Source organism: Oceanospirillum maris DSM 6286, assembly GCF_000422865.1.
GTDB classification, from domain to species: Bacteria; Pseudomonadota; Gammaproteobacteria; order Pseudomonadales; family Halomonadaceae; genus Oceanospirillum; species Oceanospirillum maris.
The window spans coordinates 170,162-194,176 of the sequence record NZ_AUGW01000008.1; the positions used below are offsets into that span (position 1 = coordinate 170,162).

A 24,015-nucleotide genomic window follows, 5' to 3' on the forward strand; every position below is an offset into this window, starting at 1 on the left:
ATTGTCATGTCAGAAGTAAACCTTAGTGAAGCAGAGCAGCTGGGCCTGCTGCGCGACCAGATCGACAATATTGACCAGCAGATCCAACAGTTGATCAATCAGCGCGCCCGTTGTGCGCAACAGGTTGCAGAAGTTAAACAGGCTTCCGGTGCTACGGATATTCAGTTTTATCGCCCTGAGCGTGAAGCTCAGGTCTTGCGCCGTGTGATGGAGCGAAATGAAGGCCCGCTATCGGATGAAGAGATGGCCCGTCTGTTCCGTGAAATTATGTCGGCTTGTCTAGCCCTTGAAGATCCTGTAAAGGTTGCCTTTTTAGGCCCAGAAGGCACCTTTACTCAAGAGGCGGCATTAAAGCATTTTGGTCATTCGGCTGTTAGTCTGCCGATGGCGGCAATTGATGATGTTTTTCGTGAAGTGGAATCCGGTGCTGTTGCCTATGGCGTTGTGCCGGTGGAAAACTCCACTGAAGGTGTGATCAGTCATACACTGGATAGCTTTATTGACTCCTCATTAAAGATCTCCGGTGAAGTGGTATTGCGTATTCACCAGTATTTACTGGTGGGTAACAATACTCGCACGGATAAAATCTCTCGTATTTATTCCCATGCGTCGTCGTTAGCCCAGTGTCGTAAATGGCTGGATCAGCATTACCCAAGCGCTGAACGTATTGCGGTAAGCAGTAATGCTGAAGCAGCACGTTTGGTGCAAAGTGAATGGCACTCTGCGGCCATTGCTGGAGATATGGCCGCTCAGCTCTATGGTTTACAAAAACTGGCGGAGAAGATCGAGGATCAACCGGATAATTCCACCCGTTTTCTGATTATCGGTAATCAAGAAGTGCCTGCCAGCGGCGAAGATAAAACCTCGCTTATGGTTGCTACCCGTAATCAGCCCGGTGCCCTGCATGATCTACTGGAACCCTTTCAGCGTCACGGTATCGATTTGACGCGCGTAGAAACTCGCCCCTCCAAAGTGGGTGCTTGGAATTACGTCTTCTTTATTGATTTTTCAGGCCATGCGGACAGCGATCAAGTTCAAGCTGCGTTAGCGGAGATTAGTCCTCGGGTTTCTGATATTAAGATCCTAGGCTCTTATCCAAGGGGTGTGCTTTAGGCGTCCCAAGGATATTCGCACCAACGAAATAGAATGATCCTAACGGGAGGCTTAGCCTCCCGTTTTAGCAGTTAAAGAAGGTAGATAATTATGGCATGTGATTACATTGAATTGGCCAATAAAGGTGTTCAGGGCTTACAGCCGTATCAGCCGGGTAAGCCTGTTGAAGAGCTAAAGCGTGAACTAGGTATTAGCGATATTGTTAAGCTAGCCAGTAATGAGAATCCCCTTGGGCCAAGCCCGAAAGCTTTGGATGCCATTCGTTCTATTCTACCTGAGTTAACACGTTATCCTGATGGCAATGCTTTTCGTTTGAAGCAGGCCTTGGGGAAGAAGCTGGGTGTTAATAGCGAGCAGATAACCCTAGGCAATGGCTCCAATGATGTACTTGAGTTGATTGGCCGTGCTTATTTAACCGGTCATAGTGCCGCTTTGTACTCTCAACATGCTTTTGCGGTTTATCCGATTGTTACCCAAGCGATTGGTGCGCAACATATTGCCGTACCGGCTAAAAACTGGGGGCATGATCTGGAGGCGATGGCGGCGGCGATTACGGATAAAACCCGTGTGATTTTTATTGCGAATCCCAATAACCCAACCGGCACTTGGCTGAGTGAACAAGAGGTGCGGGCTTTTCTCGATAAGGTACCGGCACGCATTATTGTGGTGTTAGATGAAGCTTATACTGAATATGTAGATCAACCTGATTTTCCGAATGGTATTGCGTTATTGAGCGAGTATCCCAATCTTGTGGTCACGCGTACCTTCTCGAAAGCCTACGGTTTAGCTGGGTTGCGTATTGGTTACAGCGTGAGTCATCTTCAAGTCGCTGATATTTTGAATCGAATTCGTCAACCGTTTAACGCTAATATGGCTGCTCAAGAGGCTGCTATTGCGGCCTTGGATGATGAGGATTATCTGGCAAAAAGTGTGCAGGTAAACGCAGAGGGCATGGCGTATTTAGAGTCTGAATTTAAACGCTTAGGCTTGGATTTTATCCCATCGGTGGGTAACTTTATTTGTGTTGATGTTGCACAGCCTGCTGGGCCTGTTGATCAGGCGTTATTGCAAGAAGGCGTAATTGTTCGCTCGGTTGCACCTTATCAAATGCCGAATCATCTGCGGGTCTCTATTGGTACTGCAGAAGAAAACGGTCGATTTATCAACGCCTTGAAAAAGGTTATGGCGGATCGTCAAACCCCTTTAGAGGAGAGCAACCCCGAGTGAAGCCTGTTAAAAAAACATTGATTATCGGCCTAGGTTTAATCGGTGGTTCGTTGGCGTTAGCCCTAAGGAAAGCCGGTTTAGGTGGGACGATTATTGGTTGTGATCGCGATCAAGATGAAGTCGATTTGGCGATTGAGATCGGCATGATTGACCAAGGCTCGACTCAGGCAGAAGACTGGATTGCCGATGCGGATCTGATCGTGCTTTCTGTGCCGGTTATCGCTATGGAATCGGTGATGGCACAAGTTAAGCCTTTACTGCGCCCGGATACAGTATTAACCGACGTTGGCAGTAGCAAGGGCTCTGTGTTGGCCTCCGCCATTAATATCTGGGGGCACTTGCCAGAAACGTTTGTTTTAGGCCACCCTATCGCCGGCTCCGAAAAAAGTGGAGTTAGCGCTGCTTTAGTGGATCTGTATCAGAAGCATAAGGTGATTTTAACGCCAACACCTGACAATACCGATCAAGCGGTCAACCGTATTACCCAGATGTGGCAGGCCGCTGGTGCTGAAGTGCTTACCATGGGTATTGAACGCCATGATGAAGTGCTCGCCGCCACCAGTCATCTTCCACACATGCTAGCTTTTTCTTTAGTCGATACCCTAGCTTCTCAAGATGAGAGCTTAGAAATTTTCCGTTATGCTGCGGGTGGTTTTCGTGATTTTACCCGAATTGCAGCCAGTGACCCGGTGATGTGGCGTGATATTTATATCGCCAATAAACCCGCAGTATTACAAGCCCTTACCGAGTTCGAACAAGGTTTGTCACGTTTAAGAACGGCTATTGAAGAGTCGGACGGTGACGCTATGCTGGGTATTTTTACCCGTGCAAAAGCCGCTCGGGAGCATTTCACAAGAATTCTAGACAACTCGGCGTATATTCCTATGCAAAATAAACTGATCAACTATCGCACTACTCCTGGCACCGCTTTGAGTGGGCGTATTCGTGTACCAGGTGATAAATCGATCTCCCACCGATCTATCATGTTGGGCTCCCTTGCAGAGGGTGAAACCCATGTAAAAGGTTTTCTTGAAGGTGAAGACAGCTTAGCAACGCTACAGGTTTTTCGGGATATGGGCGTTGTTATTGAAGGACCAAATCAAGGGGAAGTGACCATACATGGTGTGGGTTTACATGGCTTGAAGAAACCAAAGGCACCGCTGTATCTTGGTAATTCAGGTACTTCTATGCGCCTGTTGTCTGGTTTATTGGCGGGTCAGTCTTTTGATGTTGAGTTAACCGGTGATGCGTCTTTAACGAAGCGCCCGATGGAACGTGTGGCTAAGCCTCTGCGTGAAATGGGTGCCGTGGTAGAAACGGCAGAAGGTGGTCGCCCTCCTTTAATTATTCGTGGTGGCCAGGCATTAAAAGGTATCGACTATAAGATGCCGATGGCTAGTGCTCAGGTGAAATCCTGTGTGCTTTTGGCGGGGTTGTATGCTGAAGGCGAAACCAAAACCACGGAGCCTGCACCGACCCGTGATCATACCGAGCGCATGCTGACAGGCTTTGGTTATAACGTTGTGCGTGATGGCGCAACGGCCTCTTTGCAGGGCGGTGGTCAGTTGGTTGCCAATGATATTGATGTACCTTCTGATATTTCCTCCGCAGCCTTCTTTATGGTAGCAGGCTCTATTGCTGATCGTTCAGAGATTCTCATTGAGCACGTGGGGATGAATCCTACCCGCGTCGGTATTGTGAATATCCTACGGGAAATGGGGGCGGATATTACCCTTGAAAATGAATCTGAAGTAGGCGGTGAACCCGTTGCTGATGTTCGTGTTCGTTCAGCAGACTTGAAAGGCATCGATATTCCCCAGGATCAAGTGCCGTTAGCCATTGATGAGTTTCCTGTTCTGTTTGTGGCAGCAGCCTGCGCAGAAGGCGTCACCCGTCTTCGGGGTGCTGAAGAGTTACGGGTTAAAGAGAGCGACCGTATTCAAGTGATGGCCGATGGCCTGCAAGCGCTAGGTATTCAGTGCACCGTTTATGATGATGGCATTGATATTGTCGGCATAGGTAGTCTAGATGCGGGAAGTGATGCTCATAATGGTGGTCGTAAAATGAGCGGTGGCCGTGTACACAGCCATGATGATCATCGAATCGCCATGTCATTCGCTGTGGCGTCTTTACGCTCTGACGGTGAGATCTTTATTGAAGACTGTGCCAACGTCGCAACATCCTTCCCCGGCTTTGTGGAGCTGGCAAATGGCGTTGGCATGAAAATCCGAGTCGAAGAAGCTTGATTTAAGGAAAAATTATGAGCGCTCAGCAAATCCCTGTTATTACTTTGGATGGCCCCGGTGGCGCAGGTAAAGGGACGATCAGTCAGATTATTGCGGGTCAGTTAGGGTGGCATTTACTGGATAGCGGTGCTTTGTATCGTCTGACAGCATTGGCTGCGGAGCGACAAGGGGTTGCTTTTGACAATGAAGCTGCCTTGGCAGATGTTGCCCGAAATCTAGATGTGGCTTTTTTGCCCGGTAAAGAAAATGAGCCGGTTAGTGTAATACTGGCTGGTGAAGAGGTTTCTCAGGCTATTCGTACGGAAGCCACGGGGAGTAACGCCTCTAAAGTCGCGGCTTTAAATGCTGTGCGTGATGCCTTGCTACAACGCCAGCGTGATTTCCAGCAGTCTCCGGGGGTCGTTGCTGATGGTCGGGATATGGGAACGGTTGTCTTTACTGATGCTCCTTTGAAAATTTATCTGACGGCTAATGCGGATGAACGTGCTCGTAGACGGGTAAAGCAGTTGCAAGACAGTGGTATTGATGCTAAATTCCAAGCCATTTTAAGCGAGATAAAAACTCGCGACGAGCGTGATATGAATCGCGACGTAGCGCCCTTAAAGCCTGCGGATGACGCGATTACGCTTGATACAACTGAAATGTCGATTCCGGAAGTGGTGACACAGATTATCGATCTGGCTAAAGCGCGAGCTTTAGTCTGATTTTCTGTTTTCTCTTTTCGGGGGGCGCTTGGCAAGGTGTCATAGGAAGTATCTGTCCTTTAACTGATAAACGGATACTAACCTGAACCGGCGTTAACACCGCTAAGCGCAGATAAAATGAAGCCCGTATTTGCTGGTGATACGGAGACTGTGGAGAAGCAGCATCAATATACATCCTTTTGTGATGTCCGATGTATGTGGACCCCTCAACTTGTAGATCACGTAGGAAAAATAATGAGCGAATTAAGCTTTGCTGAAATGTTTGAACAGAGCCTTCAAGAAGTTAACATGGAGCCTGGTGCCATTGTTACTGCAACCGTTATCGATATCGATGGCGATTGGGTAACCGTACACGCTGGCCTAAAATCTGAAGGCGTTATCCCACGCTCTCAGTTTGTTAACGAAGGTGAAGAGTTCACTCTAGCAATTGGCGATGATGTACAGGTAGCTCTGGAAGCAGTAGAAGATGGTTTCGGTGAAACCCGTCTGTCTCGTGAAAAAGCGAAACGTGCTGAAGCTTGGAAAGGTCTGGAAGCAGCCTTCGAGAAAAATGAAATCGTTAAAGGTGTGATCAACGGTAAAGTTAAGGGCGGTTTCACAGTCGACGTTCATAACATCCGTGCGTTCTTGCCTGGTTCTCTGGTTGATGTTCGTCCAGTACGTGACACAACTCACCTAGAAGGTAAAGAGCTAGATTTCCGCGTAATCAAGCTAGATCCTAAGCGTAACAACGTTGTTGTTTCACGTCGTGCGGTTCTGGAAGCAGAAAACTCTGCAGAGCGCGAACAGCTTCTAGCTAACCTGCAAGAAGGCCAAGAAGTTAAAGGTATCGTTAAGAACCTAACAGACTACGGCGCATTCGTAGATCTAGGCGGTGTTGACGGCCTGCTGCACATCACCGATATGGCTTGGAAGCGCATCAAGCATCCTAGCGAAATCGTTAACGTTGGTGACGAAATCAACGTTAAAGTTCTTAAGTTCGATCGCGAGCGTAACCGTGTATCACTTGGCCTGAAACAACTGGGCGAAGATCCATGGGTGAACATCATTTCTCGTTACCCAGAAAACACCAAAGTAACAGCACGTGTTACTAATCTTACAGATTACGGCTGCTTTGCTGAGCTGGAAGAAGGTGTTGAAGGTCTGGTTCACGTTTCTGAAATGGATTGGACTAACAAAAACATCCACCCATCTAAAGTTGTTAACGTGGGTGATGATGTTGAAGTTATGGTACTGGACATCGACGAAGAACGTCGTCGTATCTCTCTAGGTATCAAACAGTGCACTCCAAACCCTTGGGAAGAGTTCTCTGGCAAGTTCAACAAAAACGATAAAGTGACTGGCTCTATCAAGTCTATCACTGACTTCGGTATCTTCATCGGTCTAGATGGCGGCATCGACGGTCTGGTTCACCTATCTGACATTTCTTGGAACGAAGCTGGCGAAGAAGCGGTTCGCAAGTACAAGAAAGGCGATGAGATTGAAACCATCATCCTGTCTATCGATCCAGAGCGTGAGCGTATCTCTCTAGGTATCAAGCAGCTGGATAGCGATCCATTCGCAGAGTACGTGTCTGAAAATGACAAAGGCACTCTGGTAACGGGTAAAGTTATTGCTGTAGATGCTAAAGAAGCAACTATTGAGCTGGCTACTGATGTAACTGCTACTCTGAAAGCGTCTGAAATCAGCCGTGATAAAGTAGAAGATGCTCGTAATGCTCTGAATGAAGGCGATTCTGTTGAAGCTAAGATCGTTAGCGTTGACCGTAAAAACCGCGTAATCAACTTGTCTGTTAAAGCGAAAGATGCTGCAGATGAGAAAGAAGCGCTGGCTAAAGTTCGCTCTCAAGAAGTTGAAGCTGCAGGTCCAACCACTATTGGTGATCTGATCAAACAGCAAATGAAAAATAACTAATCCTAACGATTAGCTTATTGTTCAGAAAAACCACCGTCCGACGTTGAAAAACGAAAGGCGGTGGTTTTTTTTCGCCGAAAGAAAAGTGGCTTCGGCTTCTTATCGTCGATAATTTAGACTTTTTAGCGAAATGGGTCACAGTTTACAAAAAGCTAAAAAGCTTGTATGGCGGATATGGCATTCATACATTATGATTTGTTGCAACGCAAAGTTAGGCTTAACCTCTTAGGTTGACTTTATACTGATATAGCTAGAAACAAGGAATGCTCATGGGCATCAGTTATCAAACGCATCTCGGTACAGATCATAATCCCATCACAGACCTCCCCGCAGCGACACACGAAAAACTTTCTTTGAATACACCCGTTGGCAGTTGTATTGATCATTACCAGCGTGTTTGGCTTGCTGATACGGCCCATAATCGACTTTTAGTGTTTGATAAAGAATTAAAAAACCTATTAATGGTTTTTGGTTCTACCGGCGATGGGGATTGCTCGTTTAATATGCCATTTCGATTACTGGCACACCCTGATAAAAACTGGGTTTATGTGACTGATATTGGCAATCAAAGAGTTCATATTTTAAGTTATGATGCCGGATTAGATGTTACGCCTGTTAAAACCTTTGGCAATGAACCTGACGTTGCGCTTAAAGGCCCTAACGGCATTGTTTACTATCAGGGCAAGCTTTGTGTTGCTGATGAGTTTTATGAAGGTGATGCAGGCAATAGTCGACTAGCCATTTTTAATGATGATGGCGATTATCTGTACAGTATTGAGACGATTACCGGCTATAAGGAGCCTGTTGACTTGCTCTGGCCGCAAGGGTTAAGCCTTGACCGCCGAGGCCGTATCTATATTGCTAACACCGGTTTTAACACCGTTGTTCGTTGTAACTGGCAAGGAAAAGGCCTTAATTTTGAGGCGAATAATAAACCCTATTTAGAAAGCTTAGAGCTAGCCCGTGATGTGGCGATTATTCAAGGCAAGGTGCTTATTCCTGGTGGAAAAGCGAATGCTATCGCTGTTTATAGTCAAACGGGGCGTTTACAGGGCAGCCTTGAGGGGTATTTCTCACCGATACAGCTGACAGAATACCCTGACTCCGACTCTTTTCTTGTGACGGAACCCATTCTTGCATCCTTGCAGCTACATCAGGCGAACTTAAAGCAAGTTCAAAATGGTCGTTCGTTATACCCGACAGTTAAAGCCCAACTGGGTGATGAACGAGACAGCGTCGGTCAGCTTCATTTTTCGACGGCTGTGGCGGGAAATATTCCACTTAACCAAACGTCTTCCTCTTTTTCTAACACCTTTCCTACCTCCTCTTCTTTACCTTCTTTTGTGCCGCAGTCGTTAATGCTACAAGGGTTGGCGCAGCAGCATCGCTTCCATGAGCAGCTTGTTAACTTGATGCAGCCAATCGGTTTGTCGTCAGGTTTGCCAACATGGCTGAATATGGGATTAAGTTGGCAGATGGAGTGGCTGCAACGTTGGCAGAAAAACTGGTGGTCGATGATTCTGCAAGAGGATAAAGGTGATGATGACGGCCTGTGGGTTGTTGATGCCGGTAATTATCAACTACAAGCCTCTCAGAGCTTAGAAAGCAGCAGTCTTAGATCTGCCAGTCTTCCGTTGCTGCCCGGCTCGTTAGGGTTGGCTGCTTTAAAAACGAAAAACCCACTGCCAGGACAGCTTGCCCCTTCTATCCCTCTACTTGTTGTCAGTAACTTTTTAAGCGGTATTGTCACAATCTATCAATATCATCCGCTATTTAAAGAGCTGGTTCCCTATACCGTGTTTGGTTCCCAGGGCAGTCAACCTTGGCAGCTAAATCAGCCGCAGGGCATCGCCATTGACCCTGTAAGTAACGATATCTTTATTGCTGATTCAGGTAATAACAGGATCAGTCGATGGCGGCTGAATGCGTTAGGCATTATTGGCTTGGTTGATACTTTTGGTCAGCTTGGGGATGGCGATCAGGATTTTCATACCCCCTCTGATATTGCCATTTCTGACAATGGAGAGTGCTATATCACCGATCAGTTTAACCATCGTATACAGGTGATGGATCGTGACGGGCATTGGCTGCGTTCTTTTGGTCAAGCTGGCTATGGTATAGATAATGACAACTTTCTATTGCCAACCAGTATTGAGCATGATGATGGTTATATTTTTATCTCCGACTTGGTTAATAGAGCGGTTAAAGTTTTTGATCAAAATGATCAGTTTGTTTGTTCTTTTTCTGGTTTCGGAGCGGATAGCTCAAAAGGGCAGTTGTGGATGCCTTATCTGATGCATGTGCATCAAAAGCGTATCTATTTACCCGATTGCGCGCTGAACCGAGTCAATATTTATCATTTTGAATCTTAGAGTCTAAGCGAAGGGTGCATAAGCAGGAGCAAGTGATGAATGTTTTCAGTAAAGCCGCTAAAAAACGCATTAAAGGTCAACAGGTTATTGAAAGGCAGGGAGTTAGCAAGGGTGCTATCTCCAAAGCAGATTCAGAAGATTTGCTTGAATCGATTAGGGATGTCATCCAAGAGATAGCTATAAGCTCTGATATGGATCGAGCCATTGCTGTTGAACATTTGAACCGGCTAAAAGAAAAGCATCGTAAAATATTAGCTGGAAAATGCATTAGAGGACCTCAAGGTTAGTCTTGAGGTAAGGCATAGGGGAATATAATGGAAACCAGTTTATCAAAAGTATCCATTGCGACACGAGCATGGATGATACTGGGTTTGTTTGCTGTTGGAATGGTTATGAATACCTTATTGGATGCGGCTAAGATGCGTGACCATTTAAGGGCGAGTTATGAAAAGGGTGTTACCTTACTGGTTGAAAGTGGTGTTAGCGTCATTGATCACTATTATCAGTTAAGCCAAAACGGCACCTTGACTGAAGCTGAAGCGCAGCGCCAAGCATTAGCGGCAGTGGCGGCTATGCGGTTTGATAATGGTAACTATCTGTTTGTGGGTGATAAACAAGGGGTTCAGATAGCCAGTGGCGTTCCGGCATTAGTAGGTAAAAATATTCTAGGACTAAAAGATCCTACAGGTAAGCCATTTGTTCAAGAGCTTTACTCACAGGCTAAGGGCGGTGGTGGTTTTGTTGATTACAAGTGGCCTAATAGCCAAAATAAAGAACAATTAGATCCTAAAACCAGCTATGCGGCGCACTTTTCTCCTTGGCAGTGGACCATTGGTAGCGGGTTGAATATGGAAGCACTTCAGGCTGATATTGCCGCTTCCGAGATGATGTCGATCCTTAACGCTATCATGATCCTCTCTGCATTATCCGTTATTCTGATCTTTTTTATCCGCAGCATTATTACGCCGATTAATCGTACCGTTAAAGCGATGCGTGGGCTTTCTCAGGGTGAAGGTGATCTTACTCAACGCCTACCTGAGACAGGGAGTATAGAGCTGATCGCTTTAGCGCGTTACTTTAACCATTTTATGGCATCTCTACAGGATATTATGAGGGAAGTTAGTGGTTCCGCTGAACGGCTAGCAAGCTCGGCCTCGCAGATGGTTCGCTCGACCAATAGTGTTGATAGTAGCGTTGATAAGCAAACGCAGGATACCGAGCAACTTGCCAGCGCTATGATGCAGATGCTGATGAGTGTTGAAGAAGTGACAGAGCGCACGGTTCAGGCAACGGAATCAACCGTACAGGCTAGCCGTGAAACGGAGCAGAGTCAGTCCATTATTAAGAAAAATATTCAAGAATCACAGGGGCTGGCAGAGGCTATTAGTCTAGCAAGTGAAGTGATTTCTCGACTGGCTGAGGATAGCCGTAATGTTGATACCGTTCTTGAAGTGATTCGAGGCATTGCCGATCAAACTAACCTGTTGGCTTTGAATGCTGCCATTGAAGCTGCACGGGCTGGCGAGGCAGGTCGTGGTTTTGCGGTGGTTGCAGACGAAGTACGTACTCTATCGCAGCGTACTCAAGAGTCGACGACAGAAATTCAATCTATTGTTGAGAAACTACAAGCCGCTGCAGAACAAGCGGTAGAGGTGATGAGTGATGGCGCTTTGAAGGCAGGTATAGCAGCAGAAACCTCTGAATCAGCAGGGCAAGTGTTAAATAATATCACCCAAGAGGTTAACGCTATTCAGCAAATGAATCAGGATATTGCTGCGGCATCCGAGGAGCAGTCTACTACGGTTTCGGGCATTAACAACAATGTGGTGAGTCTCAGGGATCTAACGGCTAATGTGAGTAATGAATCGGCTCAGATGGCCTCTGCAAGTCAAGATTTGATGCAGGTTTCCCAAGGCATGATCCAACTTATTAATCGTTTTAAAGTAAACTAATAAACCCTATAAAAGCGCCCGAGAACTTTGTCGGGCGCTTTTTGATTTAAGTAAGATCGTTATCGTTTGGCTCGACCTTTTCCTTCGATTCTACCTGCGTCAAAATCCCCTGTAGTAAGCTAAGCTCTGCTTTTTCCGGTAGATTACGCTGAAAGTAAGCTCTTAATTTTGCAAGGGTCGCCTCTTTTGGCTTACCTTTGAAGTATCCGGCACTTTCTAATCGCTCCTCCATTCGTTCCAGAAAGAACTTCATCTCTTTGGTTGTTGGAAAGGCGGTCTCTTTTTTAACAGGCTCAAAGCTGCTCAAGCTTTTTTGGTATAACTCATAGGCGATAATCTGAACCGCAGATGCCATATTTAGAATGGAATAATCAGGGTTGGCGGGTATAAAAACATGCTTGTTACACAGTTCATATTCTTCCGTGGTTAAGCCGCTTCGCTCACGGCCAAAGACAACGGCAGTCTCCTCACCTCTTGATGTACCTTGAACAAAAGTGGCACATTCTGGTGGTGTCATTGCTAACGCTTGACGGGTGCGAGGGCGGGCACTTGTCGCGATGACGTGCTCGCAATCACCAATCGCCTCTTCAAGGGTTTGGCAGATTACGACATTATCTAAAATATCCTCTGCACCTGCGGCCATGGTGTTGGCATCAACGTGGGGAAACTGGACTGGCGTAACAAGGTAAAGCCGAGTTAGCCCCATCACTTTCATCGCCCTAGCAGCAGAGCCGATATTACCAGGATGATAGGTGTTTACTAAAACAATGCGGATTCTTTCAAGCATAGGGATACCGTAACGCAGAGGATAAAGAGGATGGGCCCATGGCTGCAAATCATTAGCCTGAAGGCAGAAAGATTGGCATAAAGGCTGTTAAAAAGCGCAGCAAGGATACAGCAATGGCGGGCAGAAATAAAAATTTGCTAGGCACAAAAAAGCCCCGCTGTTTCCAGCGAGGCTTTTATGACGTAATGGATCAGCTCATCGTGAGTGCTCCATACGCCGGGTAGCTAGAGGGCTGAACTACATCATGCCGCCCATGCCACCCATACCGCCCATGCCACCCATATCAGGCATGCCACCAGCGCCTTTCTCTTCTGGCATGTCTGCTACCATTGCTTCGGTAGTGATCATTAGGCCAGCGATAGATGCTGCTGCTTGAAGTGCTGAACGAGTTACTTTTGCTGGGTCAAGAATACCCATTTCAATCATGTCGCCATATTCGCCGTTTGCAGCATTGTAACCGTAGTTACCTGTGCCTGCGCGTACGTTAGCAACAACAACAGAAGCTTCGTCACCCGAGTTAGTCACGATTTGGCGTAGAGGTGCTTCCATCGCACGGAAGGCTAGCTCGATACCAACATTCTGGTCGTGGTTGTCGCCTTTCATGTCTTTTACAGTGGTCAGAGCGCGAATCAGCGCGACACCACCACCAGGTACTACACCTTCTTCAACCGCTGCGCGAGTTGAATGCAGAGCGTCTTCAACGCGTGCTTTCTTCTCTTTCATTTCAACTTCAGTTGCTGCGCCAACTTTGATGACAGCTACGCCACCTGCTAGTTTAGCAACACGCTCTTGCAGTTTTTCACGGTCGTAATCAGAAGAAGTTTCTTCCATTTGCGCACGGATTTGAGCAACACGGGCTTCAATATCAGCCGCTTGACCAACACCATCAATAATTGTGGTGTTTTCTTTGCTCATGGTGATGCGTTTAGCCGTACCTAGCTGTTCAATGGTCGCTGACTCAAGGCTTAGGCCAACTTCTTCAGAGATAACTGTGCCTCCAGTCAAGATAGCGATATCTTCTAACATCGCCTTACGACGATCGCCAAAGCCTGGGGCTTTAGTGGCAGCCACTTTTACAATACCGCGCATAGAGTTAACAACAAGAGTTGCCAACGCTTCGCCTTCGATATCTTCAGCGATGATAACCAGAGGTTTACCGGCTTTAGCAACACCTTCAAGAACAGGCAGTAGCTCACGGATGTTAGAGATTTTCTTGTCAACTAGCAGGATCATAGGATCATCTAGTTCAACAGACATTTTCTCTTGGTTGTTGATGAAGTAAGGAGATAGGTAGCCGCGATCAAACTGCATACCTTCTACAACTTCAAGCTCGTCGTCAAAACCACGACCTTCATCAACAGTGATAACGCCTTCTTTACCTACTTTTTCCATCGCTTCTGCAATGATGTTACCTACAGTTGCGTCGGAGTTAGCAGAGATGGTGCCTACTTGTGCAATAGCTTTGTTATCTGCGCAAGGAACCGACAGCTTTTGCAGCTCAGCAACAACGGCTTGAGTTGCTTTGTCGATACCACGCTTAAGATCCATTGGGTTCATGCCAGCAGCAACTGATTTCAAGCCTTCAGTTACAATCGCTTGGGCCAGAACGGTTGCTGTTGTTGTTCCATCACCAGCGACATCATTGGTTTTAGAAGCAACTTCTTTAACCATTTGTGCGCCCATGTTTTCGAATTTGTCTTTTAATTCGATTTCTTTCGCAACAGATACGCCATCTTTTGTGATGGTTGGTGCACCGAATGATTTCTCAAGTACAACGTTACGACCTTTAGGGCCTAGGGTCGCCTTAACAGCGTTAGCCAGTACATTTACGCCTTCCAGCATACGTTGACGTGCTTCGATACCAAATAATACGTCTTTTGCCATTTTGAAAAATCCTGCTTAATAATGAATGTTTGGTTTAACGTGCGTCCAAAACCTGAATTAGTTTTCTAAAACAGCGTAAATTTCGCTTTCGCTCAAGATTAGCAATTCTTCACCATCGATTTTTACAGTGTTGCTAGCATAAGGACCAAACAAAACTTTATCGCCTTCTTTAACGCTCATTGCTTGAAGCTCACCGCTATTAAGAACGCGGCCTTGGCCTACAGCAACAATTTCGCCTTGGTTCGGCTTTTCAGCAGCAGAGCCAGGCAGAACGATACCGCTTGCCGTGGTGGTTTCTTCTTCCTTGCGGCGGATTACTACGCGGTCGTGCAAAGGACGGATTTTCATTCTCAAATCACTCCTAAAAAGATCGTTAATGTTCAATCTTTAAATACCGGTAAACCGAGTATTTTTGTTGTGCTCCTAAGGAGCTGAAAGCTATCCCCTTTTAATGGGGACATGCTTTTTCAATTCAATGGGTTAGAGCAAATTATTTTTTTCTTTCGTACTCGCCATCAATCACATCCCCTGAACGATTTTTAGAAAGGTCTGGCCGGGAATGTGGGTGGCTATGAGAGAAATCCTGTGGGCCCTGTTCCCCATGGATACCCTGCCACTGGCCTTGGGTATTTGATTGGTGAGTAGGGCTTACACTAATATTTTTCAAGACCTGATTTAAAATAAACTGCCGGCTACCCGGTAAGATGCAAATAAAGCCTAAGGTGTCAGTGACAAAGCCAGGGGTCAGCAACAAAGCACCGCCTGCAGCTAACACAATACCCTCTGCCATTTCACGAGCAGGAATTTGACCTTGGTTTAACTTCCAGTTAGCTCTGTTGAGCATGGCAATACCTTGTTGTTTTAGCAGGCTAATGCCGATAACTGCAGTTAATACCACAAGGGCAACGGTCGGAAGTGCACCAATTTGTTGCCCTACTTTAATAAGAACAACCATTTCTATTAACGGTACTGCAATAAAGAGCAGTAAGAATTTTTTCATAAGAGGTTTCCTAATTGTCTAAAAACAGATATTGGGCTGTGCACTGTTTTTTCAATCCTACTTTTGAAAACAGCTTTGTTTTAAACGGGGTTCGCAAGTGCAATAAAATGAGTTATATTGCAATGCACAATGGTTAGAAAAGTACGTTTTAGAATACAACTCCAATAATGAACAATCATGTGATAAGCCCAGGGGGTAAGTATGGAATTGCAAGATAAAGTTGTCGTAATCACCGGTGGTGGCCAAGGTTTAGGTCGTCAAATGGCACTACGTTTAGCAACAAAAGGTGCTAAATTAGCCCTGATTGACCTAAATCAAGATAAGCTTGATGAAACGGTTGCGCTTGTTAAAGAAGCCGGTTCTGACGCTAAAACTTATATGGCAAACGTCGCTGTTGAAGCTGAAGTAGAAGCTACTTTTAGCCAAATTGTTGCTGATTTCGGTCGTCTTGATGCGTTGGTTAACAATGCGGGTATCACCCGTGATGGCCTGTTTGTTAAGGCGAAAGAAGGCAAAGTGCAGCAAAAAATGAGTCTACAGCAATGGCAGCAAGTTATTGATGTGAACTTAACTGGTGTTTTCTTATGCGCCCGAGAAGCTGCTTGCCAGATGATCGAGAATGATATTCAAGGCGTTATCATCAATATTTCTAGCATCTCTCGTGCCGGTAACTTGGGTCAAACCAACTATACCGCCGCGAAAGCAGGTGTTGCTAGCATGGCGGTAACATGGGCTAAAGAACTGTCTCGTTACGGTATTCGTGTTGGTGCTATTGCCCCTGGGTTTATTGAAACCGATATGACGGCAGGTATGAAACCTGAAGCACTTGAGAAAGTATGCTCTGTGATTCCGATGAAGCGCCTAGGCTTACCGGATGAAATTGCTCACTCTGTTGAGTATATCATTGAAAATGATTACTTCACCGGTCGTGTTATTGAGTGTGATGGCGGTCTGCGTATCTAATTTTTATTAGAATGTAACGTAAGAGCGTTAAAAGGAAGGCCTGGGCCTTCCTTTTTTACGTTTTGATTTTGTTTTCAGGCTTTAATTCAAGATTTTATTTTCAGGGTATCAAATACCCATTCTGCCTCGGTTATCCTCAAGCGTTTTTAAGCTAATTCCTTTTACTTGTGTGAGTGCTTCAATGCTCTTAAAGGGGCCGTTTTTGCTGCGAAAGTCTACAATCCGCTGCGCTTTGGCTGGGCCTATGCCGGTTAGTTCTTGTAGGTCGTTTAAGCTCGCTTGATTGATATTGATGACGACGGTTTGCACGACAGGCGTTTTTTTCACCGATGTTTCAGCTTGCGCATTAGGGATAATGGTAAACATTAAAGTGAACAAGGCCAGTGCGAATAAGGCGTAAAGGGGTTGGGTTTTAGTATGCATAATAAACATCCTCTGTTGGTTTAATTGTCCATGCTGACTTAATTTATCCTAGTAAAAAAAATGGGTTTAGCATTATAAACTTTAGTTTTATCTAATATTTGTAGTGTATCTTTATCGGTTTTATGGATTGAGCTTATCGATTAGCTTATCGATTAGCTTATCGATTAGCTTTTTGATTGGCTTTTTGATTGGCTTTTGGTTTTATTCTGGAGAGGCTTTATAATCTGTGCGCACTAACCGCTGAGGAAAAGATTAATGTCTTTATTTGTTGAAAACCCGATTATTGTTGCTTTGGATTACCCTAACGCAGATCAAGCATTAGCTTTTGTCGATCAGCTAGAGCCAGGTCGCTGCCAGCTAAAAGTGGGTAAAGAGCTGTTTACACGCTCTGGGCCGGCAATTATTGAGGCGCTTACTAAACGCGGTTTTAATGTTTTTCTAGATTTAAAGTTTCATGATATTCCGAATACAACGGCTCAAGCGGTTTTAGCTGCTGCAGATAGCGGTGCTTGGATGGTCAATGTTCATGCGGCTGGCGGACGACCTATGATGGAAGAGTCGCTAAAGCGCCTGCGCGGGGCTGGTCATGAGACGTTGCTGATTGCGGTAACAGTGCTAACCAGTATGAATGAGCAGCAGTTACGTGAAACAGGCATTAACGCTACCCCAGCGGAGCAGGTAATGCACCTGGCATCATTGACAGAGCAAGCGGGACTGGATGGCGTTGTCTGCTCTGCTCAAGAAGCTGCAATGTTACGCGGGGCACTACCAAGAAGCTTTCAGTTGATTACCCCAGGTATACGCCCTTCTTTTGCGGCGCAGGGTGATCAACAGCGTATTGTTACGCCAAAACAGGCTTTAATTGATGGTAGTGACTATCTGGTTATCGGTCGACCGATTACTCAAGCAAAAGACCCGATGGAAGCATTAACTTTAATTGAAGCTGAGATCGCATCGATTAAACCGTAGCTGTACTAGACTGTATTGATCGCCTTCAGGTGCTATAGGCACTTCTACAGTGGTTAAGAAAGGTTTGCTAAAGGAAAATAGCTAGAGTTAAAAAGCACTCTTCGGGGTGCTTTTTTCAGACTAAAGTGTGTCATCAGGCCTTACACTGCCCCAGCTACGGCATTTAGGGCATTGCCATAACGGGCTGTGCTGGCTTTTAAAGCCGCAACTGATACAACGAGATTTATGCTGGCGTGCATCAAAACGCATGAGTTGATGTTCTAGATGGCTTAGCTGCATCTTTAGCGGATTACTGGTCGCTTGCTCAGCCATTAGCTGTACCATTAAGCCTGCAATATAAGGGGAGGCTGTCTGTTGTCTTCCCGAGTAAGCTTCTAAGTACTCAAGGGCTAATGTATTGCCGTGCTGCTGCTGAATGCGCTTAACTTTTAATGCAAGAGCTGTTTCAGATGGAAAAAGATCTAAAGACTCATCTAAAATAGACGAAATTTCCTTATAACTCATAATAGTGCTCAGTTCTGGTAGCACCAGTGAGTAGTAACGCTTATCTTGCACGGGAATACGTAATAACAGCGATTTTCCTTTTCGGCTATTGTTGTTTTTAAGCTCTAAATGGGCGGTCGACCAGTTGGCGCGAATACAGTTGGGGTCGTTGTATAGTGCTTGCTTGAGGTGTTTTCTGGCCTGAGTCGTCTCACCTCGACTTAATAGTGCCTCTGCCAGCTCGCAGTAGTAGTGAGCAACTGCTTTACGCTGCTCGGTTTTGTCTCTTAATTGACGATTGCCGCTAACCTCAATGGCTTTTTGCCATTCTTTTTCCTGCTCATAAAGTCGGATTAATAAGGTTAATGCTTGGAGGCGAATATCATCACCGACAGCATCGGTGATTTCGAGTAATAATCGTTCGGCGCGATCAAATAAGCCAGCGGCAAAAAAGTCCCTTGCTAGTTCAAGCTGTACCTGCTGCGTTAGCGTTTTGCTTAATGACGGGCGAGCAAATAGGTTTTGATGCAAGCGAATCGCTTTTTCTATTTCGCCCTTACTTCTGAATAGGTTTCCCATGGCGATATGGGTATCGACGGTCTCTGGGTTGATTTCCAGAACCCGCATAAAGGTTTCTATCGCTTGGTCTTGTTGATCGTTAAGCAGGTACGTCAGACCCGTGAAGTAGTCTTTATTAAGGCTGCTTTCTGATAGCGTAGAGAAGGTCTTCTTGTTATGGTTTTTTTTTGACCGGCGGCCAAGAAAAAACCCAATGGCTATAGCTATAACTAATGTTAAAAGCAATAGCACTTCATTCATTCGGCTCGTCCTTTAGGCCTGATATCCTAAGTGCGTCTAGCTCTTTTCGAGCAACTTTAAGTGCTTTCTCATTACGCATCTGTGATGCTTTCAGGCGAAGATAGGTGGACAAAGAGAGTAACCAGCCCGTGAAAATCCCCGTAAGCAAGCTACCTAATATCAGTAGCGCAATACTGGTTTCTGGCAGTTTAAATAACAATAGATCAACTGCGTAGGGGGCTGTGTTTCTGGAAGAAAACAGAATGCCCACGATCATCAGTGTTAGAACGACAACCAATAGAATACCGCTTTTAAGCCAACGCATCTGAGCTCCTGATGTCAGGTTGAATATAGCTAGATTATGCCAGTAATAAGCTGGGATCTCATTAATGAAAATAGATCAATTCATCGTAGTTTTGTTTTAATTGCGCTGTTATTAAGCTTTGTTACTTGGCTTTGGTCTTTAATGTTAACTGCGCAGTTCTTTTACTTTACTACTTAGCTTTGATTTTTGATGTTAGCTACGCTGTTGTTTAGCTTCGTCTACCTGTTCTCTTAGCTCTTTTCCAGGCTTAAAGTGAGGGACGAATTTTCCAGTAAGATCAACAGACGCTCCTGTTTTTGGGTTACGACCTAGACGTGGCTCCCGATAATGAAGTGAGAAGCTTCCAAAGCCTCTAATCTCAACGCGGCCACCGGTAGCCAGTGCATCGGTTATTTGCTCAAGAAGGATTCTCACCGCTGCCTCAACCTCTTTGGCTGAAAGCTCTGGCTGTTTTAAGGTGATCTGTTCTATTAGCTCTGATTTAGTCATTTTTAAGTTTCCTACAAACGTGTCGTTATTCTTTTCGGGCCATTATTCTTTAAGGTATTGGCTCTATCATTATCGGCTGTTTTCTTAAAAATAAAATAGGGATATTCCTGTATTAAACAAAAGGTTAGTGAAAAATCAATGGGAAAAGCAATTTTTTGTTTTTGATCATTAGTCTAATCTGTCTGGGGTCTCCTGAAGGAGCGCGGTATAATGACGAAAATAAGCATCAATTTTCAGCTGGGTATTATTCATGAGTGTTGAAGAAGAAGTGAAGCGTTTGCAGTGGCAAAGTCGTCGTGGCATGTGGGAACTGGATTTAATGCTGGTGCCTTTTGTTCAAGATTGCTATCGCTTACTGGATGCGGAAGACCGTGTACGGTATGAGAAAATTTTAGAGTGTGAAGATCAGGATCTTTTTGTTTGGCTGATGCAGCGTGATCTGCCAGATGAACCTGAGCATCGCTTAATCTTACAGAAAATTATTGCTTATGCCGAAAACGGCGATCTTTCTAACTTTAAAAGCCTCTAAAAGGCTGCGTGGCTGGCTTATTGTCAGCCACGTTGTTCCCTTCTGTTTTGTGTTCTTGCAATCTTCTCTTGTGGTTAGTTCTGTTTTTTTTGTGCTGGCTTTAGCAACAGCGTCCCATGCTTGGGTTAAGTTTGGCTTATCGACTCGATCTTCAAATATTACTACGCTGGCCTTTGACGACCATTGGTATTTAGGTTTTGGTTCTGGGGTAAAAAGAAAGGTCGCCCTGTTGCAGGCGTCAAGTTTTTCTCGTTTTTGGCTGTTACTGGTATTTGTGGATGCTGATGGGAAAACATACCGTGTTTTTATTTGCTCAGATAGCATTGGTATGTATTTTGATGGCGGTGATGGTGGTTCAAGAAGTACCCATGCGGAGGGATTTCGCAGGTTTCGTTTATGGTTTAACCTACTAAAGGCTTGATCTGTAAAAGCTTAACCTGCAATAGTAAAAAAGAGCACCTTGCTTAGCAAGGTGCTCTTTTTTCTTAATGTTTCTTCTGTGTTTCGTTTACCGGAGTACTGTTTGTTTACCTGCGCACTGTCTGTTTTACCACTGATCTGGCGTCAATAGGGTATTGCGAGGCTCGGCGCTTAGGTTCGGGTAATCAAGGGTGTAGTGCAAGCCGCGGCTTTCTTTTCGCATAAGCGCTGAGCGAATAATAAGATCTGCCACCACCGACAGGTTGCGCAGCTCAATTAGATCGCCTGAGATTTTATAGTTGGAGTAATACTCTGAAATCTCTTTGTTCAGCATGTCGATGCGATGCTTGGCTCGTTGTAGACGCTTGTTAGTGCGAACAATACCAACGTAATCCCACATAAAGCGACGTAATTCATCCCAGTTGTGTGCAATAACAACATCTTCGTCGGAATCGGTTACTTGGCTTTCATCCCAATCTGGCACGTAAGGTGGCTCTGGAACGGTATCGAGCTTGCTGAGAATATCCTGTGCTGCGGATTCTGCGTAAACCAAGCACTCTAAAAGCGAGTTACTGGCCATACGGTTCGCACCATGTAATCCGGTAAAGCTGGTTTCACCAATGGCATATAGGTTCGGCATATCGGTTTGCCCTTTGGTGTCTACAATGACGCCACCGCAGGTGTAGTGTGCCGCAGGCACGACCGGTATTGGGTCTTTGGTGATATCAATACCATATTCTAAGCAGCGCTCATAAACCGTTGGGAAGTGGCTTTTGATAAAGTCGGCGGGTTTATGACTGATATCAAGATAAACGCAATCGCTACCAAGGCGTTTCATTTCATGGTCAATTGCCCTAGCCACAACATCCCTTGGGGCCAGTTCTTTACGTTCGTCAAAGCGGTGCATAAAACGCTTGCCATTTGGAAGTAACAGATGAGCGCCTTCACCGCGTAGCGCTTCGGTAATCAAAAAAGATTTAGCCTGAGGATGATACAAGCAGGTGGGGTGGAATTGATTGAATTCCATATTGGCAACACGGCAGCCTGAACGCCAGGCCATAGCAATACCGTCGCCAGAAGAGCCGTCAGGATTGCTGGTATACAGATAAACCTTACTTGCACCGCCTGTGGCTAAAATCACAAAACGAGCCTTAAAAACATCCACATGCTCGCTCTCACCGTTCAGCGCGTAAGCACCTACGCAGCCGTGCCCGTGAGTGTCTAGCTTACGACGGGTAATCAAGTCAACAGCCATGCGATTGGTAAAAATTTCCAAACCGTCCTTATGGATCGCCTGATCTATTAACGTGTTTGAGACCGCAAGGCCAGTGGCATCCGCTGCGTGAATGATTCGGCGATGGCTGTGTCCGCCCTCTCGGGTGAGATGATAGGGCTGGTCACTGTTATGTTCATCATTTGGGGTGAATGGCACGCCCTGTTTTATCAGCCAGTCGATACTTTTCTTGCTGTTCTCCACGGTAAAGCGCACAGCCTCTTCATCACATAGGTCTGCCCCTGCGATTAATGTATCCTGCACATGGGACTCAATGCTGTCTTCGTTATCCAGCACTGCAGCAATACCTCCCTGTGCCCAGCGTGTTGATCCGTCATCAAGAGTGCCTTTGCTCAGAACGGCCACAGAACAATGGTCGGCCAGTTGCAAAGCCAAAGACAAACCAGCAGCACCGCTACCGATGATAAGAACATCATGCTGAAAAACTTGGCTCATGACTGTATTTCCGCCGCGCAATAGAAAAAAGAAACTTCCTGCTGTTATAAGATGAACCTTTAGAAATGGCTCGGGTCATAATTGCAGCAATGTAAGGCGATAGATGTTAGTGAAATTTCGCCCATCAGACAAACTTACGTTAAAGTTGCCCTGAGTTTTATGACTAATTTTTATGAAATATATAACGGTCTAAGGCAATAAAACGCCACAACCGCACAGACTAGAAGCTACAACTGCATCATAATGACCAGAATGCAGACGATATTAAGTAATAGTGCTCATTAAGAGGCACCTTATTGCTTTGCGTGTCGATCGTAATACTGCGGCGTTACGCATTGAGGTTGAGAGATGAAGAAGGAAACGGATCAGCAGCTAGTGGCGCGGGTTCAGGCGGGTGATAAAAGGGCATTTGATTTTTTGGTACGCAAGTATCAGCATAAAATTGCTGCATTGGTGAGTCGTTATATTAAAGATTCCCATGAAGTTTTGGATGTCACGCAGGAGGCCTTTATTAAGGCGTACCGTGCTATTGGAAACTTTCGGTCAGAGAGTGCCTTTTATACTTGGCTTTACCGTATCGCCATTAATACTGCAAAAAACTATTTGGTATCCCGTGGGCGAAGGCCTCCTGGAACCGATATCGATTACGGCGATGCTGAAATACTGAATAACGATGGTCGCCTAAATGATAATGCTTCTCCAGATAAAAGTTTGGAGCGGGATGAGTTAGAAGCAACGGTGTATAAGGCGATAAACAACTTACCTGATGAGTTGCGAACCGCAATTACGCTCCGGGAAATGGATGGCATGAGTTATGAAGATATCGCTCAGGTTATGCAGTGCCCGGTGGGGACAGTCCGTTCACGTATTTTTCGTGCCCGTGAGGCCGTTGACCGTGAAATTAAGCGATTGTTTGAGCCTGAGCTAGTGGCTCAGTAATTTTTCACCTTGATCTTCAAGGTAAGTTAAGAACCGAGGTTAGCTATGAGTGATAATATTCACCAGTCGCTTTCACATCTAATGGATAACGAAGCTGATGAACTAGAGCTTCGTCGTTTATTAAAAGCCTGTGATGAGCCCGATGGAAACGGTCTAGCCGATACATGGCACCGTTATCATCTCGTTCGTAGTGTGCTGCACAAAGAATTTGAACAAGAGCATTTGGTCGATATTGCTGACCGTATCTCTGTGGCTCTTGAGCAGGAACCTGAACCTGCTAAGCGCAGAAGGCTTTTTGAAGCTTGGCGATTAAAAGCTTCAGAGATTTCTGATACTTGGATGGCAAAAGGTGCTATTGCTGCATCGGTTGCCGCCGCCGTTGTCATGCTTTTGCCTAACCCTTCTCAGGATCTACCTGTTGCACAAAAGCTTACCGTGCAATCAACCGGCTACCAGCAAACGTTACCCGCTAGAGGCTTGCAGCAGAGCCCTATTGGTGTACAACGTGTAAGCGCAGGAGCTAATGCAGCAGAAGGGTATCGATTGATTGACAACCAACGATTGCGACAAGAGCAGTTAATTCGTGGTTATCTTTTGCAACATTCTGAGTATGTCGCTACAAATGGCACTCACGGTATGATGCCTATGGCCCGTGTGTCCGGTTATCAAACATTGGATTAGTACGCATACGTTATCGTTAAGCGTACATTGCAGTGTTGATAAATGTACATTGCCATAATGGAGAGGGT

The 24,015-nt window shown here is 45.6% G+C and carries 23 protein-coding genes; 14 read left to right on the forward strand and 9 right to left on the reverse strand.

What is annotated here, in order from left to right:
* Window positions 1-6: 6 nt before the first annotated feature.
* The 8 genes from pheA (at window position 7) to G517_RS0103695 (ending at window position 11,528) form a co-directional block, all read left to right on the forward strand.
* On the forward strand, window positions 7-1,113 hold the full coding sequence (gene pheA / locus G517_RS0103660) for a prephenate dehydratase (RefSeq protein ID WP_028303284.1): 1,107 nt from the start codon (window positions 7-9) through the stop codon (window positions 1,111-1,113).
* 90 nt (window positions 1,114-1,203) lie between these two features.
* Window positions 1,204-2,340, forward strand: a complete 1,137-nt coding sequence (gene hisC / locus G517_RS17610; protein WP_051205986.1) for a histidinol-phosphate transaminase — start codon at window positions 1,204-1,206, stop codon at window positions 2,338-2,340.
* Window positions 2,337-4,586, forward strand: a complete 2,250-nt coding sequence (locus G517_RS0103670; protein WP_028303285.1) for a bifunctional prephenate dehydrogenase/3-phosphoshikimate 1-carboxyvinyltransferase — start codon at window positions 2,337-2,339, stop codon at window positions 4,584-4,586. The genes hisC and G517_RS0103670 overlap by 4 nt, the downstream gene beginning before the upstream one ends.
* Before the next feature lie 14 nt (window positions 4,587-4,600).
* Window positions 4,601-5,290, forward strand: a complete 690-nt coding sequence (gene cmk / locus G517_RS0103675; RefSeq protein WP_028303286.1) for a (d)CMP kinase — start codon at window positions 4,601-4,603, stop codon at window positions 5,288-5,290.
* A 234-nt stretch (window positions 5,291-5,524) separates the two neighbouring features.
* Window positions 5,525-7,204, forward strand: a complete 1,680-nt coding sequence (rpsA, locus tag G517_RS0103680) for a 30S ribosomal protein S1 (RefSeq protein WP_028303287.1) — start codon at window positions 5,525-5,527, stop codon at window positions 7,202-7,204.
* 269 nt (window positions 7,205-7,473) lie between these two features.
* Window positions 7,474-9,576 carry an NHL repeat-containing protein gene (locus G517_RS0103685; RefSeq protein WP_028303288.1) on the forward strand — a complete coding sequence of 701 codons (2,103 nt, stop codon included), beginning with the start codon at window positions 7,474-7,476 and terminating at the stop codon, window positions 9,574-9,576.
* Between the two features lie 35 nt (window positions 9,577-9,611).
* A complete protein-coding gene (locus G517_RS0103690; RefSeq protein ID WP_028303289.1) occupies window positions 9,612-9,863 on the forward strand; it encodes a hypothetical protein in 252 nt (83 codons plus the stop codon).
* A gap of 27 nt (window positions 9,864-9,890) precedes the next feature.
* Window positions 9,891-11,528 (forward strand): methyl-accepting chemotaxis protein, encoded by a 1,638-nt coding sequence (locus tag G517_RS0103695; protein WP_028303290.1) that lies wholly within the window; start codon window positions 9,891-9,893, stop codon window positions 11,526-11,528.
* A gap of 46 nt (window positions 11,529-11,574) precedes the next feature.
* Here the strand turns inward: G517_RS0103695 and G517_RS0103700 are convergent, their stop codons facing one another.
* From G517_RS0103700 to G517_RS0103720, 4 genes are all read right to left on the reverse strand, one after another.
* Window positions 11,575-12,363, reverse strand: a complete 789-nt coding sequence (locus G517_RS0103700; RefSeq protein ID WP_051205988.1) for an RNA methyltransferase — start codon at window positions 12,361-12,363, stop codon at window positions 11,575-11,577.
* A 189-nt stretch (window positions 12,364-12,552) separates the two neighbouring features.
* Window positions 12,553-14,199 carry a chaperonin GroEL gene (gene groL / locus G517_RS0103710; protein ID WP_028303292.1) on the reverse strand — a complete coding sequence of 549 codons (1,647 nt, stop codon included), beginning with the start codon at window positions 14,197-14,199 and terminating at the stop codon, window positions 12,553-12,555.
* A 57-nt stretch (window positions 14,200-14,256) separates the two neighbouring features.
* The gene (locus G517_RS0103715; protein ID WP_028303293.1) at window positions 14,257-14,547 is read right to left on the reverse strand and encodes a co-chaperone GroES; all 291 of its coding nucleotides are present in this window, start codon (window positions 14,545-14,547) and stop codon (window positions 14,257-14,259) included.
* 142 nt (window positions 14,548-14,689) lie between these two features.
* The gene (locus G517_RS0103720) at window positions 14,690-15,199 is read right to left on the reverse strand and encodes an FxsA family protein (RefSeq protein WP_028303294.1); all 510 of its coding nucleotides are present in this window, start codon (window positions 15,197-15,199) and stop codon (window positions 14,690-14,692) included.
* Window positions 15,200-15,400: 201 nt separating this feature from the next.
* Here G517_RS0103720 and G517_RS0103725 point away from each other — a divergent pair, with 201 nt between their 5' ends.
* Window positions 15,401-16,162, forward strand: a complete 762-nt coding sequence (locus tag G517_RS0103725; protein ID WP_028303295.1) for an SDR family oxidoreductase — start codon at window positions 15,401-15,403, stop codon at window positions 16,160-16,162.
* A 108-nt stretch (window positions 16,163-16,270) separates the two neighbouring features.
* Here the strand turns inward: G517_RS0103725 and G517_RS0103730 are convergent, their stop codons facing one another.
* The gene (locus tag G517_RS0103730; protein ID WP_036590268.1) at window positions 16,271-16,585 is read right to left on the reverse strand and encodes a ComEA family DNA-binding protein; all 315 of its coding nucleotides are present in this window, start codon (window positions 16,583-16,585) and stop codon (window positions 16,271-16,273) included.
* Between the two features lie 255 nt (window positions 16,586-16,840).
* Here G517_RS0103730 and pyrF point away from each other — a divergent pair, with 255 nt between their 5' ends.
* On the forward strand, window positions 16,841-17,554 hold the full coding sequence (gene pyrF, locus G517_RS0103735; protein ID WP_028303297.1) for an orotidine-5'-phosphate decarboxylase: 714 nt from the start codon (window positions 16,841-16,843) through the stop codon (window positions 17,552-17,554).
* 120 nt (window positions 17,555-17,674) lie between these two features.
* Here pyrF and G517_RS0103740 read toward each other — a convergent pair whose 3' ends face one another.
* The 3 genes from G517_RS0103740 to ihfB form a co-directional block, all read right to left on the reverse strand.
* Complete coding sequence (locus G517_RS0103740; RefSeq protein WP_028303298.1) at window positions 17,675-18,856, reverse strand: tetratricopeptide repeat protein; 1,182 nt, start codon at window positions 18,854-18,856, stop codon at window positions 17,675-17,677.
* A complete protein-coding gene (locus G517_RS0103745; protein ID WP_028303299.1) occupies window positions 18,849-19,160 on the reverse strand; it encodes a lipopolysaccharide assembly protein LapA domain-containing protein in 312 nt (103 codons plus the stop codon). Before G517_RS0103745 ends, G517_RS0103740 begins: the two co-directional genes overlap by 8 nt.
* Before the next feature lie 192 nt (window positions 19,161-19,352).
* Window positions 19,353-19,649, reverse strand: coding sequence for an integration host factor subunit beta (gene ihfB, locus G517_RS0103750; protein ID WP_028303300.1), 297 nt, complete (start codon window positions 19,647-19,649; stop codon window positions 19,353-19,355).
* A 250-nt stretch (window positions 19,650-19,899) separates the two neighbouring features.
* On the opposite strand from ihfB, the gene G517_RS0103755 reads away from it, so the two are divergent.
* Complete coding sequence (locus G517_RS0103755; protein WP_028303301.1) at window positions 19,900-20,178, forward strand: FAD assembly factor SdhE; 279 nt, start codon at window positions 19,900-19,902, stop codon at window positions 20,176-20,178.
* A 55-nt stretch (window positions 20,179-20,233) separates the two neighbouring features.
* A complete protein-coding gene (locus G517_RS0103760) occupies window positions 20,234-20,599 on the forward strand; it encodes a hypothetical protein (protein WP_157833141.1) in 366 nt (121 codons plus the stop codon).
* Window positions 20,600-20,725: 126 nt separating this feature from the next.
* On the opposite strand, the gene nadB is transcribed toward G517_RS0103760, so the two are convergent.
* Window positions 20,726-22,327 (reverse strand): L-aspartate oxidase, encoded by a 1,602-nt coding sequence (gene nadB / locus G517_RS0103765; protein WP_028303303.1) that lies wholly within the window; start codon window positions 22,325-22,327, stop codon window positions 20,726-20,728.
* Window positions 22,328-22,675: 348 nt separating this feature from the next.
* Here nadB and rpoE point away from each other — a divergent pair, with 348 nt between their 5' ends.
* On the forward strand, window positions 22,676-23,266 hold the full coding sequence (rpoE, locus tag G517_RS0103770) for an RNA polymerase sigma factor RpoE (protein ID WP_028303304.1): 591 nt from the start codon (window positions 22,676-22,678) through the stop codon (window positions 23,264-23,266).
* A gap of 45 nt (window positions 23,267-23,311) precedes the next feature.
* Entirely contained in the window at window positions 23,312-23,947 is a 636-nt protein-coding gene (locus G517_RS0103775) for a sigma-E factor negative regulatory protein (RefSeq protein ID WP_028303305.1), read from the forward strand.
* Window positions 23,948-24,015 lie beyond the last annotated feature (68 nt).